Annotated in this window: 14 protein-coding genes; all 14 read left to right on the top strand. The window is 59.1% G+C overall.

Annotated features, from left to right (window positions below; genetic code table 11):
• Nucleotides 1–14 precede the first annotated feature (14 nt).
• Nucleotides 15–731, top strand: a complete 717-nt coding sequence (gene tagF / locus L370_RS02590) for a type VI secretion system-associated protein TagF (protein WP_023336030.1) — start codon at nucleotides 15–17, stop codon at nucleotides 729–731.
• A gap of 11 nt (nucleotides 732–742) precedes the next feature.
• Nucleotides 743–1,759 (top strand): type VI secretion system protein TssA, encoded by a 1,017-nt coding sequence (gene tssA / locus L370_RS02595; protein WP_023336029.1) that lies wholly within the window; start codon nucleotides 743–745, stop codon nucleotides 1,757–1,759.
• 75 nt (nucleotides 1,760–1,834) lie between these two features.
• Complete coding sequence (gene tssB / locus L370_RS02600; protein WP_008502644.1) at nucleotides 1,835–2,359, top strand: type VI secretion system contractile sheath small subunit; 525 nt, start codon at nucleotides 1,835–1,837, stop codon at nucleotides 2,357–2,359.
• Between the two features lie 3 nt (nucleotides 2,360–2,362).
• A complete protein-coding gene (gene tssC / locus L370_RS02605; protein ID WP_023336028.1) occupies nucleotides 2,363–3,862 on the top strand; it encodes a type VI secretion system contractile sheath large subunit in 1,500 nt (499 codons plus the stop codon).
• A 469-nt stretch (nucleotides 3,863–4,331) separates the two neighbouring features.
• Nucleotides 4,332–4,814: an Hcp family type VI secretion system effector gene (locus tag L370_RS02610; RefSeq protein ID WP_014884229.1), complete on the top strand. Its 483-nt coding sequence runs from the start codon at nucleotides 4,332–4,334 to the stop codon at nucleotides 4,812–4,814.
• Nucleotides 4,815–4,871: 57 nt separating this feature from the next.
• A complete protein-coding gene (locus tag L370_RS02615) occupies nucleotides 4,872–5,363 on the top strand; it encodes a type VI secretion system amidase effector protein Tae4 (protein WP_023336027.1) in 492 nt (163 codons plus the stop codon).
• Nucleotides 5,360–5,713 (top strand): T6SS amidase immunity protein Tai4 family protein, encoded by a 354-nt coding sequence (locus L370_RS02620; protein ID WP_023336026.1) that lies wholly within the window; start codon nucleotides 5,360–5,362, stop codon nucleotides 5,711–5,713. Before L370_RS02615 ends, L370_RS02620 begins: the two co-directional genes overlap by 4 nt.
• Nucleotides 5,714–5,800: 87 nt before the next feature.
• Nucleotides 5,801–7,564, top strand: a complete 1,764-nt coding sequence (gene tagH / locus L370_RS02625) for a type VI secretion system-associated FHA domain protein TagH (RefSeq protein WP_023336025.1) — start codon at nucleotides 5,801–5,803, stop codon at nucleotides 7,562–7,564.
• Nucleotides 7,561–8,358 carry a PP2C family protein-serine/threonine phosphatase gene (locus L370_RS02630; RefSeq protein WP_023336024.1) on the top strand — a complete coding sequence of 266 codons (798 nt, stop codon included), beginning with the start codon at nucleotides 7,561–7,563 and terminating at the stop codon, nucleotides 8,356–8,358. The genes tagH and L370_RS02630 overlap by 4 nt, the downstream gene beginning before the upstream one ends.
• Before the next feature lie 16 nt (nucleotides 8,359–8,374).
• Nucleotides 8,375–9,373 (top strand): hypothetical protein, encoded by a 999-nt coding sequence (locus L370_RS02635; RefSeq protein WP_023336023.1) that lies wholly within the window; start codon nucleotides 8,375–8,377, stop codon nucleotides 9,371–9,373.
• Nucleotides 9,374–9,382: 9 nt separating this feature from the next.
• On the top strand, nucleotides 9,383–10,195 hold the full coding sequence (locus tag L370_RS02640; RefSeq protein WP_023336022.1) for a type VI secretion system accessory protein TagJ: 813 nt from the start codon (nucleotides 9,383–9,385) through the stop codon (nucleotides 10,193–10,195).
• Nucleotides 10,188–10,751 (top strand): type VI secretion system baseplate subunit TssE, encoded by a 564-nt coding sequence (gene tssE, locus L370_RS02645; RefSeq protein WP_010432861.1) that lies wholly within the window; start codon nucleotides 10,188–10,190, stop codon nucleotides 10,749–10,751. The genes L370_RS02640 and tssE overlap by 8 nt, the downstream gene beginning before the upstream one ends.
• Nucleotides 10,752–10,753: 2 nt before the next feature.
• Entirely contained in the window at nucleotides 10,754–12,625 is a 1,872-nt protein-coding gene (tssF, locus tag L370_RS02650) for a type VI secretion system baseplate subunit TssF (RefSeq protein WP_023336021.1), read from the top strand.
• Complete coding sequence (tssG, locus tag L370_RS02655; RefSeq protein WP_023336020.1) at nucleotides 12,622–13,665, top strand: type VI secretion system baseplate subunit TssG; 1,044 nt, start codon at nucleotides 12,622–12,624, stop codon at nucleotides 13,663–13,665. The genes tssF and tssG overlap by 4 nt, the downstream gene beginning before the upstream one ends.
• The last annotated feature ends 7 nt before the right edge of the window (nucleotides 13,666–13,672 follow it).

The following is a 13,672-nucleotide window of genomic DNA, read 5'->3' as shown; positions in this document are numbered from 1 at the left end:
GCAAGGACAGCCGTATGACGAATACCCCTGCGATGAACCGCTACAGCTGGTATGGCAAATTACCCAGCGCCGGAGATTTTTTGCAGCGTCGCTTTCCTGACACTTTACAGCGCCAGTGGTCACACTGGTTCCAGGTTGGTCTGCTGGCCTGGCAGCAGGAAGAGCAGCGCAGCGGCGAGCGCCAGTTTCACAAAGCGCCAGTGTGGAATTTTGTGGTACCGCCGATGCTGGGCAGCCAGATGATCCAGATGGGCTGTCTGCTGCCTGGCCGCGACAGCGTTGGCCGACAATACCCGGTTTGCCTTCAGCTGAGCTTCACCCCGTCAGAGTGGTCGACCAGCCTGCTCAGCCAGGCCGAAAGCTGGTATCAGCAGATTGGGCGCCTGGGGCTGCACGCGGTGCGCAACAGTTTTTCCGCCTCGCAGCTCGATGAGATGCTGATGACCATTCCGGCGCCGCAGCCCATCGAGCCGCAAAAGCGTTCCGACATCCTTGATGTAATTGGCTATGACGAGGACGGCCAGAGCACGCTGGGCTGGCCTCAGGCGGCGGAGTGTTTTGATCCGCTGCGTCAGACCAGCTACTGGTGGACCAACCGCTGCGACGGCTACCCGCTGTACACCCACGTGCACAGCGGTAACTTTACCGGGCAGCTTTTCACCCTGCTGTTCGACCCGGCAGGGGGCGCCCGTCCGGGGCGTCACGGTCTCTATCCGCCCATGTTTGATTAAGCAGGGATCTCATGAATATTGAAGAATTTCTTGCGCCAATAAGCCCCGAAAAACCCTGCGGCGAAAACCTGGAGTACGACGCCGACTTCCAGATCATGAATCAGGCCAGTCAGGGGAAAGCGGAACAGCAGTTTGGCGACACCATTATCCCGGCAGAGCCTGCTGACTGGAACACGGTAGAAAAATACGCCACCAGCCTGCTGACCCGCACCAAAGACCTTCGCGTACTGCTGGCGTTAACCCATGCCTGGACGCGCCGCCGCGGGCTTGCGGGCTACGCGGACGGATTATTGCTGGTGCAGGAGGCGATCGCCCGTTACTGGGAGCCGCTCTATCCGCTGCTGGAAGAGTATGGCGAAACCGACCCGTTCTATCGCATTAACGCTCTGGCAGGGCTGAGCGATAAATCTGACCTCACCGTCGCCGTGCGAAACGCCTCGCTTCTGCGTTCCAACGGCGATGAAATTTCGCTCCGGGATGCCCAGGCCCTGCTGGACGGCAGCAAGACGGAATGTCCGGACTATCCCGGCGGCCGTCCTCGGCTGATTGACGAGCTGGCCCGCGGCGACCAGCCGGGAACCGCAGCGGTTATCGTAATCAACGAACGTCTGCTGGCGATTCGCGAACTGCTCACCGGGCATCTCGGTGAAAGCGGCGTGCCCGAGATGGAACAGCTGCTGAAAACCGTGGGGCTGGTGGCCAGCGCCTGTCAGGTGACCGACATCAGCAAGCTGCTGCCGAACCGCGAGGCGCAGGCAGAACCACAGGCCGAGCAGCAGTCGGCGGCAGCGCAGCCCGTTCAGCCGGTCACCGACTGGCGCAGCGTGCAGGTCACCAGCCGCGCCGACGCGCAGCTGATGCTGGAAAAAGCGAAGCAGTATTTTGCGCAGTACGAACCGAGCCACCCCGCACCGCTGATGATTGAACGGGTGCAGCGGCTGTCAGAACTTAACTTTATGGACATTATTCGCGACCTGGCGCCAGACGGCGTTAACCAACTTGAAAACATCTTTGGGCGCCGCGAATAACGCGTCCAGGCATTATGACGACAGGCATGGAGCCTGCCGTTTCACCTTCACCGCGCATCTTTGATGGAGAACATCATGGCAATGAGTAACAGTGGGCAGAAATTCATCGCACGTAACCGTGCCCCCCGCGTGCAGATCGAGTACGACGTAGAGATCTACGGTGCAGAACGTAAGATTCAGCTGCCGTTTGTGATGGGCGTCATGGCCGATCTGGTCGGCAAACCGGTTGAAAACCTGCCGGCCGTCGACGAGCGTAAATTCCTCGAAATCGACATCGACAACTTTGACGAACGCATGAAGGCGCTGAAGCCGCGCGTGGCGTTCCAGGTGGATAACACCCTGACCGGCGAAGGTAAGCTCAACGTCGATCTGACCTTTGACAGCATGGACGACTTCCTGCCGGATGCGGTGGCCCGCAAGGTTGAGCCGCTGAACAAGCTGCTGGAGGCGCGTACCCAGCTTTCCAACCTGCTGACCTATATGGACGGCAAAAACGGTGCGGAAGAGCTGATCGCTAAAATTCTGCAGGATCCGACGCTGCTCAAATCCCTGAGCCAGTTGCCGAAAAATGACGAAAGTGCGAAAGGTAGCGAGGAATAATCAATGAGCAACCAGACTCAACAACATGAGCAGCAGGCGGGTCAGGCGTTCAGCCAGGATGAATTCAGCGCGCTGCTGAACAAAGAGTTCCGCCCGAAAACCGATCAGGCGCGTTCAGCCGTAGAGAGCGCGGTCAAAACCCTGGCGCAGCAGGCGCTGGAAAATACCGTCACCTTCTCCAACGACACCTACCGCACCATTCAGAACCTGATCGCCGGTATTGACGAGCAGCTGTCGCAGCAGGTGAACCAGATCATTCACCACGACGAGTTTCAGAAGCTGGAGAGCGCCTGGCGTGGTCTGAGCTACCTGGTGAACAACACTGAAACTGACGAGATGCTGAAGATCCGCTTTATGAGCATCTCCAAGCAGGAGCTGGGCCGCACCCTGAAGCGCTTCAAGGGCGTGGGCTGGGACCAGAGCCCGATCTTCAAGAAAATCTACGAGCAGGAGTACGGTCAGTTCGGCGGCGAGCCGTTTGGCTGCATCGTGGGCGACTACTACTTCGACCACAGCCCGCAGGACGTTGAGCTGCTGGGTGAAATGGCGCGCATCGGCTCTGCGGCGCACTGTCCGTTTATCACCGGTACCGCACCGGGCGTGATGCAGATGGAGTCATGGCAGGAGCTGGCTAACCCGCGCGACCTGACCAAGATCTTCCAGAACACCGAATACGCGGCCTGGCGTTCACTGCGTGAATCCGAAGATGCCCGCTATCTGGGTCTGGTGATGCCGCGCTTCCTGTCGCGTCTGCCGTACGGCATTCGCACCAACCCGGTGGACAGCTTTGACTTTGAAGAGCAGACCGACGGCGCGAACCACAACAGCTACTCCTGGGCGAACGCTGCGTATGCGATGGCCGCCAACATCAACCGCTCCTTCAAAGAGTACGGCTGGTGCACCTCGATTCGCGGCGTGGAGTCCGGCGGGGCGGTGGAAAACCTGCCGTGCCACACCTTCCCGAGCGATGACGGCGGCGTGGACATGAAATGCCCGACCGAGATCGCCATTAGCGATCGTCGTGAAGCCGAGCTGGCGAAAAACGGCTTTATGCCGCTGGTTCACCGCAAAAACTCCGACTTTGCCGCCTTCATCGGCGCGCAGTCGCTGCAAAAACCGGCGGAGTATCACGACCCGGATGCGACCGCCAACGCGCGTCTGGCCTCTCGCCTGCCGTACCTGTTCGCCTGCTGCCGTTTTGCCCACTACCTGAAGTGCATCGTGCGCGACAAAATCGGCTCCTTCCGCGAGCGCGAAGAGATGGAGCGCTGGCTGAACGACTGGGTGATGAACTACGTGGACGGTGACCCGGCTAACTCCTCTCAGGAGACCAAGTCCCGCAAACCGCTGGCGGCTGCGGAAGTGCAGGTGCAGGAGATTGAAGATAACCCGGGCTACTACGCCGCGAAGTTCTTCCTGCGTCCACACTACCAGCTGGAAGGTCTGACCGTTTCCCTGCGTCTGGTTTCTAAACTGCCGTCGCTGAAGACGAAAGACGCGTAATTAAGGCTCATGCACAGACGGCCCCCTTTCCAGATGATTGGCATAATGCTGACAAAGTGCATTTTGTGAGTTTCGCCCGGCGGGGCTACGCTTGCACGGGCCTACAATACAACGTGCAATATATTAATATCGTTGCACAATGTAGGCCGGGTAAGCAAAGCGCCACCCGGCAATAAAGACGGCTAAATTGTTTATGACCGGGGTTGTCATCAATTTCATGACTGTATTAATTCAAAAAAGAACTCCTGATAATGCTGGTCCTGACAGGTTCCAGAATAACGCTCGGTAGTAAAAGACTTCACATTCTTTCCGTTTATTCAGGGGGAATGTAAGACTGTCAAATGACACGGGTCATTTGATGTGAGGCAGAGGTAAAATATGGACGGTTTTATTCAGCCCCATGCTTTCCTGTTTGCCATATAAGGGCTTTTTCGAAAGCAATATTGTTCATCCACGAAGAGTAGATATTATGGCTATTGATATGTTTCTGAAGGTCGAGGGTGTTACGGGCGAATCTAAAGATTCTAACCACACCGGCTGGACTGATATTACCTCCTTCTCCTGGGGCGCTTCCCAGCCGGGTAATATGAGCGTTGGCGGTGGCGGCGGTGCCGGTAAAGTAAACTTTAACGACCTGCACGTTAACGCGCTGATCGACAAATCCACCACCGCTATCCTGAAACACTGCGCAAGCGGTAAACACCTGACTAAGGTTGAACTGTCCGTTTGTAAAGCCGGCGGCCAGCAGGTGGAATATACCCGTATCACGCTGGAAGATGTGCTGGTCACTTCTGTTCAGTACACCGGTGCCGACAATGGCGATACCGTTGGTGTGACCTATGCCTTCCAGGCTGCGAAAGTGAAACAGCAGTACTGGGAGCAGACCACTGCTGGTGGTAAAGGTGCTGAAAGCAGCGCTGGCTGGAACATCAAAGAGAACAAAGAAGCATAATATTAGTGGGCCCGAAAGGGCTCACTTTATCCTGAGCATCTTACCAAGGAGAACTTGATGTCTCATATGCGTCCTGCTTTTGGTGCCGCCTGGAACCGATTCAGAGAAGTGAACGTAAACGTAGAACAGGTTGGCAAGTTATTGGGTGGAAAAGTTCAGCATAATATCGACGCCGGTATTTTTAAAAATGCCTGTCCAATTCGTATGAGCTACGTTTTAAATTACTGCGGCATTCCGGTTCCTTCTAATAGCAAATATGCAACAGTGACCGGAAACGATAAAAAACGCTATATGTTCCGCGTTAAAGATATGATTGCATTTCTACCTACGGTACTGGGCAATGCCGATATGTCTGTCTCTTCTCCCACTCCTGCGCAATTTGCAGGCAAACAAGGCATTATCATCTTTACCGGGCACGGCTGGAGCGACGCAACCGGGCATGTCACACTCTGGAATGGAAATATTTGCTCTGATGATTGCCATTTTCTGGGCTCACCGGGTAATGGTTCGTTTATTCCGACCAACGCAACATTCTGGAGCCTGAAATGAAACGTTTATTAATGCTGGTATTGGCTATAAATGCCTCTGCTGTTTATGCCCAAACCCTGCCTGATGTCAGCACTTTTTCTCAGCAACAAATCTTTGAAAACTGGGTGCAAAATCGATGCATCAGTAAGATTGCGGACAGTAAAAGTCTGAAAGACGATGCAGAGGCCAGCGCGGCCGCATGGCTGGAAGCAAGCAATCTCCCTGCTGAGAATTTTGAAAAAGCTGACAAGGTGATTGTTTCTTTACTGCAAGAGAAAGTAGGCGGTACTGAACCGGGTCAATATCAAGTTTTAAAGTGCAGCTTAATCGCCAACAGCGACGCGATGCGTCCGCTCAAAACCGCAAAATAGAAGCCATGGAATCAGGCCCCAAACGCCGCCGTTCTCGCCCCGAGAGCGGCAGCGTTTGAGCGCTAATCATACCAGCAGGAATACGCCATGCGATTCACGATTATTTCTACGAAACCCGGTCATCAGCCGCCGCAAAGCAGCTGTGATTTTTACGCCCCGGGCGGCACCATTGGGCGCGGTACGGATAACAATCTGGTGTTGCCGGATAATGACCGCACCATCTCTCGGCTGCAGGCCATTGTTCACGTGGACGCCCAGGGCGAATGCCGCGTGACCAACCGTGGCAGCGTCACCCGCGTGGTATTAAATGATATTCCGCTGGAGCGAGGGCGTCAGGTTGAGCTGCAGGACGGCGACATTCTCGGTATTGATGATTACCGCATCGAAGTGACCGAACTGATCCACGACACCCAGCCCGTGAGCCGTATGGCCGCCAGCATGCATCAACAGGCGCGTCCGGCAGCCGCGCCTGCGGCCGCTCCACAACCGAAACCTGCGAGTGCCGCACCGCGCGGGAAAGCCGAGCCGACCGCCGTGCCAACGGAGATCTGGGATAGCCTGATGCAGGAGTTCTCCATCTCCGACAGCATCTCCAGCAACCGTACAAAACCGCAGCCTGCTGCATCGCACGACCCATTCTCCCAGCCTGCGGCCCCGGAGCGTAACGCTGAAGATCCGCTGGCGATGTTCAACGACAGCGATCCAAAGCTCGAGCGTAAGAATGTTGACCCGGACACGCTGTTCAGCGACGAAGCTTTGTTCAAAAAAGAGAGTATTTTTGACGACGTCACCCCGTCAACGCTGGTGCCGCCGGGCGAGAATACCCCCGTCAAGCCAGAAGACGAGGCGACGGACGAGCTCGATCCGCTGGCCCTGTTTGGCGGTAAGGCCAGCGCGCCAGCCGCGCGTAATGACGACCCGCTCGGGCTGATGGGCGGCGCGCCATTAACCCATCCGGAAGACATGATTGACGAAAAGCCTGCGCCAGTGCCGGAACCTGAGCAGGAAGAGGACGTGCTGGCCGATTCTCCGCTGTTCGCCCCCGAGCCGCAGGAAGAACCGCGTGCTGAAGAAGAGCCCGCGCGACCGGATTACGCAGGCTTCACCATGCCAACGCCGCAGGCCGTTGCGCGCAGCAGCGCTCAGGCCCCGAAGGGCCGCCTGCGCATCGACCCGGTCAATAACGCCGCCGCCCCAACCGCCACGGCGAACAGCGGTGAGAAGGGCGACGTATTGCAGGGCGAGCTGCTGGAGGCGCTGCTGGAAGGCATGGGCCTGAGTGAAATGCAGCCCGTCCCGCAGTTTGACCGGGAAAATATGCGTCAGCTGGGGCAAATCCTCGGCATGTTCTCTCAGGGGACCGTGGCGCTGCTCTCCTCGCGCTCCATCCTCAAGCGTGGCGTAAAAGCCGATATGACCATGGTGCTGGACGATGCCAACAACCCGTTCAAGCTGCTGCCGACCGGTAAAACCGTGCTGATCCAGATGTTCGGCACCCCGATGCCAGGCTTTATGCCGCCAACAAAATCCGTGCGCGACGCGCTGATCGATCTGCAGGCGCACCAGCTGGGCATGATCTCCGGTATCCGCGCCATTATTGCCGCGATGCTGCAATCCTTTAACCCGGAACAGCTGGAAGAGCAGGCGAAGCAGAACGGGATGACCTCTCGTCTGGCGCTGCCGGGCAGCCGCAAAGCCGCCCTGTGGGACTATTTTGTTCGCAGCTATGGCGAGACGGCTGGCGAGATTGAGGATGACTTCCACACCCTCTTCGGCGAGGCGTTCCTTCATGCGTATGACATGGAGGTGAATCAGTACAAAGACTCACAGAGCGGATCGGAAGACAAATGAATATCGCAACGGCTTCTCTCTCCCGCCAGGGGACGCGCGCCAGCAACCAGGATCAGACGGGAGAAACCATAGGGGAACGTTCGGCCTGCTTTGTCGTCTGCGACGGCATCGCGGGCCTGCCGGGCGGTGAGGTGGCTGCAGAACTGGCCCGCAACAGCATTATCTCCCGCTTCGATGGCGACAAACACCTTAATGCGCAGCATATCCGCGACTACGTGCAGACGGCGAACCGCACCATCCTCAGCGAACAGCAGGCCGTGCAGGACTATCGCCGGATGGGCACGACGCTGGTCAGCCTGTTCATTGACCGTGATTACGGGCTGGCCTACTGGGCGCACGCCGGAGACAGCCGCCTGTACCTGTTTCGCCGGGGATGGCTGTGGCATGTGACCACCGACCACAGCCTGGTGCAGCAGATGAAAGACGCCGGGCACCAGACCGACGATCTCAACAGCAACCTGCTGTACCTCGCGCTGGGGATTGAAAACGGCGGGCCGGAAGCGAGCTACAGCGACGTGGTGCAGGTTGAAGACGGCGATGCATTCTTACTTTGTACCGACGGGTTCTGGCACGGCGTCAGCGAAGAGCAAATGAAGCAGTCGCTGCATATGGTCAATACGCCGCAGGAGTGGCTGACCTTAATGAACCAAATCATTCAAAAGAATGGCGAACAGGAGGGGAATGCTCAGGATAACTATACTGCCCTGGCGGTATGGATGGGCAACCCTCAGGACACCACTTTGCTGCACACCCTCTCTGATGCAGCACAATTTCTTCCCTGCGGAACTGATTAGACACACAAGGAACGATATGAAACTTTGGCTATCGGGTTTGGCACTTCTGGCGGTCACCTCCACCGCGCAGGCTGAGAATTTCCGCATCGTGCAGTCTCCTGCGCAGAAGCTGGATATCTGGATCGACAACATCAAAGACAACACGCCGCAGAGCTGGTGTAAGCCTGAGGTGGCGCTGCGTATTGTGGCGAACGGCAAGAAAGACGTCTCCGTGCTGGAGAACTTTGTGCCGCGTCTTGGCTCCCTGCTGGAACACCAGTGCAGCAAAGTGAATAAGCTTAGCTGGACGCTCAACGATCCGGCGGGTACCACGCTGGCGCAGGGCACTGCAGGCAAAGCGCAGGACTGGGCGCTGGTGGTGAAGCAGGAGGAGGCCGCGCCTGCTGCGACCGTCACCGCAACTCCAGCCAGCGGCGCGTTACTGCCGCCGGACCAGAACGTGGCTTCCCGCACGGTTGCCGCTGACCGCACGCCGTGGCAGGAATTTACCCTGCAGGACGGCTGCCATCTTCGCACCTTCTGGGAAGGGGGCGCTTCCGCTCCGGCGCTCTTTATTCCGGATTCTGACACCACCCGCTGCGGTAACGGCAGCTGGCTGAGCGGACACACCGTTGTTTCGCAGTCCCGCAACGGTGAACAGAAAGAGATGGCGGTGACCTACATCCATGGCTTCCCGGTGACGGGGCTGAATCAAAGCGCCGATCCTGAAAACGCGCTGATCACCTCCGTCAACAAAGAGCGCATGGTATTCAGCACGCCAAACAGCGACCAGAGCTGGATGATCCTGCCTTACGATAACGCCCTGAACAGCTGGAAAAGCAACGGTACCGTAGCGGTGGAGATTTCCCGTGAAATCGCCAGCGATGACGCAAAACTGCAGGCGCGTATCGCGGCGGTGAAAAAAACGTGGAGCGCCTGGGTCGCACCCGGCACGCCGCTGAATATCGTTCTGATTGATACCCTGCGTCCTCAGCTGCGCGATCCGGCCGTCGGCGCATGGCGCGCGGCGAATTAAGGAGTGGCTATGAATACGCTCTATCAACACCTGGCGGGCGAGTCGCTCAACGACGCCCTGGCGCGCCTTGAAGCTGAAATCAAAGCCCGTCCGGCGGATGCCGACCTTCGCGCCGCGTTCGTGCAGTTTTTAACCCTCAGCGGCAACTGGACGCGTGCGCTGACCCAGCTGAAAAGCTGGCTGGCGCTCAAGCCCCAGGCGAAGCCCACCGTCACGCTGCTGGAGCAATCCATTCAGGGCGAGCTGCAGCGCGCGCAGGTGATGGCGGGACAGGCGCGTCCGTCCATGCCTGAAACCCAGTGGCCGTGGCTGACTGCCCTGGCCGCGGCGCTGGGCGAGGAGGGCGAGCGCGCGCAGGCGCTGCGTCTTGAAGCCCTTGAACAGGCTCACGCAAACCCAGGCCGCATCGCCCTCGAAAACGAGGAGACGCAGGCCTTTGACTGGCTGATGGATGGCGATGCCCGTCTCGGCCCGGTCTGCGAAACCATCGTCAACGGCCGCTATTTCTGGCTGCCGTTTAGCGCTATCGCGGAGATCCGTTTCCAGGCCCCTGCCAGCGTGACCGATCTGGTCTGGCGTCACGCGCTGGTGCGCCTGACCGACGGAACGGAGCAGGTGTGTCAGATCCCGGCGCGTTATCCGTTTGCTGCCGATGCCCCTGATGCGCTTAAATTGGGCCGCGTCACCGAATGGCAGCCGCTCGACGAAGACGGCACCCTTTACGAAGGTGTGGGCCAGAAAGCCTGGCTGAGCGAGGAAAGCGAAAGCCCGCTGCTGTCCTTAAGCCTCGTGACGTTTGCGACGGATGGAGCCGATGAGTAATCCCGCTGGCGAAGGCGATCTGCTGCGCAGCGGCTGGCAAGCCCGCAGCAAGCAGGAGAAGGTGGGGGCGCGCGACAAAATGCAGCCCTCGCTGCTGGATCGCCTCACCGATAATGACCCGGAAAAAAAACGCGAGTCGGCCAACAGCAATCTGATTACCCACGCCGCCCTGCGCCGCAACGTGCTGCGCGATCTGCAGTGGCTGTTTAACACCATTAACCACGATGCCTCCGGCGATTTGAGCGCCTTGCCGCACGTGAACCGCTCGGTGGTCAACTTCGGCGTCGCGCCGCTGGCCGGGAAAAGAATGTCGGATATCGAATGGCACGATATTCAGCGCAAGCTCACCGAGGCCATCATCAATTTCGAACCGCGCATTTTGCCGCAGGGGCTGCAGGTCCGCTGCGTCTCGGATACCTCCTCGCTGGATCTGCACAACGTGCTCTCCATCGAGATCAAAGGGCGTTTATGGTGTGTGCCGTACCCGCTGGAGTTTCTGTTTCGTACCGATGTCGATCTGGAAAACGGCCATTTTGAACTGAAAGATGCGGGGTAATCATGGAAAGTAAACTGCTCGAATATTACAACCGCGAGCTGGCCTACCTGCGCGAAATGGGGGCCGAGTTTGCCGAACGCTACCCAAAAGTCGCCGGACGGCTGGGCATGCGCGGCATCGAAGTAGCGGACCCGTATACCGAACGTCTGATGGAGGGCTTCGCCTTCCTGACCTCCCGCGTGCAGATGAAAATGGACGCGGAGTTTCCGCGCTTCTCCCAGCGTCTGCTGGAGATGATTGCGCCTAACTATCTTGCGCCCACGCCGTCGATGGCGATCGCGGAGATTGAGCCGGACAGCAGCCGGGGCGACCTGAGCAAGGGCTTCATTGTGCCGCGCGGCACCATGATGGACAGCCTGGCGCTGAAAAAAACCGGCGTGACCTGCAGCTATACCACGGCGCACGAGGTCAACCTGCTGCCGCTGAAAATCGACAAGGTCGAGCTGGGCGGCGTGCCCGCCGATCTGCCGCTGGCGCAGCTGGGGCTGAGCCAGCGTGGGATCGGCAGCGCCTTGCGGATCCGCATCGCCTGCGACGGCCCGCAAAACCTCGGGCACCTGGATTTCGACCGTCTGGAATTTTTCCTCGGCGGTCCTGACATTGAAGCGCTGAAGCTGCTGGAGCTGGTGATGGAGCACCACGCCGGGATCGTCTGTCAGACGGTCAGCCAGCAGCCGCAGCGACAGCTGCTGGCGTCTGACGCGCTGCGCCAGGAGGGCTTTGAGCCAGACCAGGCGCTGCTCCCGGACGATCTGCGCAACTTTGACGGCTACCGCCTGCTGCAGGAGTATTTCGCGTTTCCGGCCCGCTTCCGCTTCATTAGCCTGAGCGGCCTGAGCACGCTCATCCAGCGCTGTGAAGGCGAAAAAGCCTTCGACATCTTTATTCTGCTGGATAAATCGGACGAACAGCTGGAGCGCGTGGTCGATGCCAGCCATCTGGCGCTGCACTGCACGCCGGTCATCAACCTGTTCCCTAAGGTCGCGGCGCGTCAGAAGCTGAACGAAGGCCAGCATGAATACCATCTGGTGGTGGATAACATCCGTCCGCTGGATTATGAAATTTATGCGGTCAAAAAAATCTATGGCAGCGCCGACGGCCAGCGTGATGACCAGACGTTTCGTCCGTTCTGGAGCACCTGGAGCGGCGATGCGGGCAACTACGGGGCCTATTTTTCCCTGCGCCGCGAACAGCGCGTGCTGTCCGAGCACGCCCTGCGCTACGGCACCCGTACCGGTTACATCGGCTCAGAGGTGTTTGTCTCGCTGGTAGATGAACAGCACGCCCCCTGGCAGGAAAACCTGCGCTATATCTCTGCCGAGGTGCTGTGCACCAGCCGCGACCTGCCGCTGATGCTGCAGCAGGAGCTCGGGCAGTTCATTATGGCCGATTCCATGCCGGTGAAATCTCTCACGCTGCGCAAAGGCCCGACGCCGCCGCGTCCCGCGCTGGCAGAAGGGTTCAGCACCTGGCGGCTCATCAGCCAGCTGCAGATGAACTACCTCAGCCTGATGGACAGCGAAAACGAAGACGGTGCGGCCGCGCTGCGCCAGCTGTTAGGGCTGTACGCCAACCTGGCAGAAACGCCCGTTGCGCGTCAGGTGGAGGGGGTACGCCACTGCGTGCTGGAGCCGGTTCACCGCCGCGTGCCTGAACCCGGCCCGGTTGTTTTCGCCCGCGGGATCGGCATTACCCTGACGGTCGATGAGCGAGCCTTTTCCGGCGCCAGTCCGTGGCTCTTCGGCAGCGTGATGGAGCGTCTCTTTGCCCGTCTGGTGTCCATCAACAGCTTTACGGAGTTCACCCTGAAAAGTCAGCAGCGCGGCGAGATTGGCTACTGGGCGCCGCGGATGGGTAAAAGGGCGCTGATATGAGTGAGGCTGCCACTGCACCGCTGCGCGTGCATCGTCTGACCCGGCTGCCGGATACGTTCTGGAGCGGCGTCCGCGAGACGCCCTGGCGCTACGATCTGTTTCAGCTGTTAAGGCGCATCGATGCCCAGGGCAGCGAGCGCTACCCGCTGGGACGCGCGCCGCTGCCGAAATTCGAACCGCTGCGCATCGGCCAGCAGCCGTCGATGAGTTTTGCACCGTCGACGCTGGCTCAGGTCCGCCAGCGGGAGGAGAGCGGGCTGCATGAGGTGTCTATCCTCAGCTTCGGCCTGTTTGGCCCGAACGGCCCGCTGCCGGTCCACATGACCGAATACGCCCGCGAGCGTATTTATCATCATCAGGACACCAGCCTGAGCGCGTTTGCCGACCTGTTCCATCATCGCCTGGCGCTGCTGTTTTACCGCGCCTGGGCGGATGCGCAGCCGGCTGTCTCTCTGGATCGCGCCGATAACCGGCGCTTTGAGGGCTACCTGGCCTCGCTGATTGGGATGGGGCAGCCGGGTCAGATGAACAAAGGCAGCCTGAGCCCGCATGCCCGCTTTACCCACGCCGGACACCTGACCCGTCACGGGCGGGATCCGGAGGGCCTGGAGAAGATCCTGCGCAACTATTTTAAAGCACCGGTCAAACTGGTGAGCAACGTACCGCAGTGGATGCCGCTTTCCACGCGCGAGCAGGCGCAGCTTGGCGCAGGACGCCGCATGCCGCGCATGGGTGAGTCCGCTTTTCTCGGCGTTGCGGTGCGAGACGTGCAGCACAAGTTTCGCATCGAAATTGGCCCGCTGAGCGCGGAGGAGTACAACCGTTTTCTGCCGGGGGAAGCGTGGGTCACCGAGCTGCGCGACTGGGTGCGTCAGTACGCCGGGGTGGAGTTTGAATGGGAAACGCGGGTTATCCTGCGTGAAGACGCGGTGCAGGGCACCACGCTCGGCAGCAATGGGCGGTTAGGCTACAACACCTGGCTGGGCCTTCAGCCGCGGCCTGTCCCGCGTGGCGAACTGGTGTATCGCGCAGAGCGGTAATCCTTCC

It is taken from the genome of Enterobacter sp. MGH 24, assembly GCF_000493015.1.
Classification (GTDB): Bacteria; Pseudomonadota; Gammaproteobacteria; order Enterobacterales; family Enterobacteriaceae; genus Enterobacter.
This window is presented reverse-complemented; position numbering and strand designations above follow the sequence as displayed.

Excerpts from the sequence above, each read along its gene's own strand:
- tagF (WP_023336030.1), top strand. The coding sequence starts at position 15 with ATGACGAATACCCCTGCGATGAACCGCTACAGCTGGTATGGCAAATTA.
- tssA (WP_023336029.1), top strand. The coding sequence starts at position 743 with ATGAATATTGAAGAATTTCTTGCGCCAATAAGCCCCGAAAAACCCTGC.
- tssB (WP_008502644.1), top strand. The coding sequence starts at position 1,835 with ATGGCAATGAGTAACAGTGGGCAGAAATTCATCGCACGTAACCGTGCC.
- tssC (WP_023336028.1), top strand. The coding sequence starts at position 2,363 with ATGAGCAACCAGACTCAACAACATGAGCAGCAGGCGGGTCAGGCGTTC.
- L370_RS02610 (WP_014884229.1), top strand. The coding sequence starts at position 4,332 with ATGGCTATTGATATGTTTCTGAAGGTCGAGGGTGTTACGGGCGAATCT.
- L370_RS02615 (WP_023336027.1), top strand. The coding sequence starts at position 4,872 with ATGTCTCATATGCGTCCTGCTTTTGGTGCCGCCTGGAACCGATTCAGA.
- L370_RS02620 (WP_023336026.1), top strand. The coding sequence starts at position 5,360 with ATGAAACGTTTATTAATGCTGGTATTGGCTATAAATGCCTCTGCTGTT.
- tagH (WP_023336025.1), top strand. The coding sequence starts at position 5,801 with ATGCGATTCACGATTATTTCTACGAAACCCGGTCATCAGCCGCCGCAA.
- L370_RS02630 (WP_023336024.1), top strand. The coding sequence starts at position 7,561 with ATGAATATCGCAACGGCTTCTCTCTCCCGCCAGGGGACGCGCGCCAGC.
- L370_RS02635 (WP_023336023.1), top strand. The coding sequence starts at position 8,375 with ATGAAACTTTGGCTATCGGGTTTGGCACTTCTGGCGGTCACCTCCACC.
- L370_RS02640 (WP_023336022.1), top strand. The coding sequence starts at position 9,383 with ATGAATACGCTCTATCAACACCTGGCGGGCGAGTCGCTCAACGACGCC.
- tssE (WP_010432861.1), top strand. The coding sequence starts at position 10,188 with ATGAGTAATCCCGCTGGCGAAGGCGATCTGCTGCGCAGCGGCTGGCAA.
- tssF (WP_023336021.1), top strand. The coding sequence starts at position 10,754 with ATGGAAAGTAAACTGCTCGAATATTACAACCGCGAGCTGGCCTACCTG.
- tssG (WP_023336020.1), top strand. The coding sequence starts at position 12,622 with ATGAGTGAGGCTGCCACTGCACCGCTGCGCGTGCATCGTCTGACCCGG.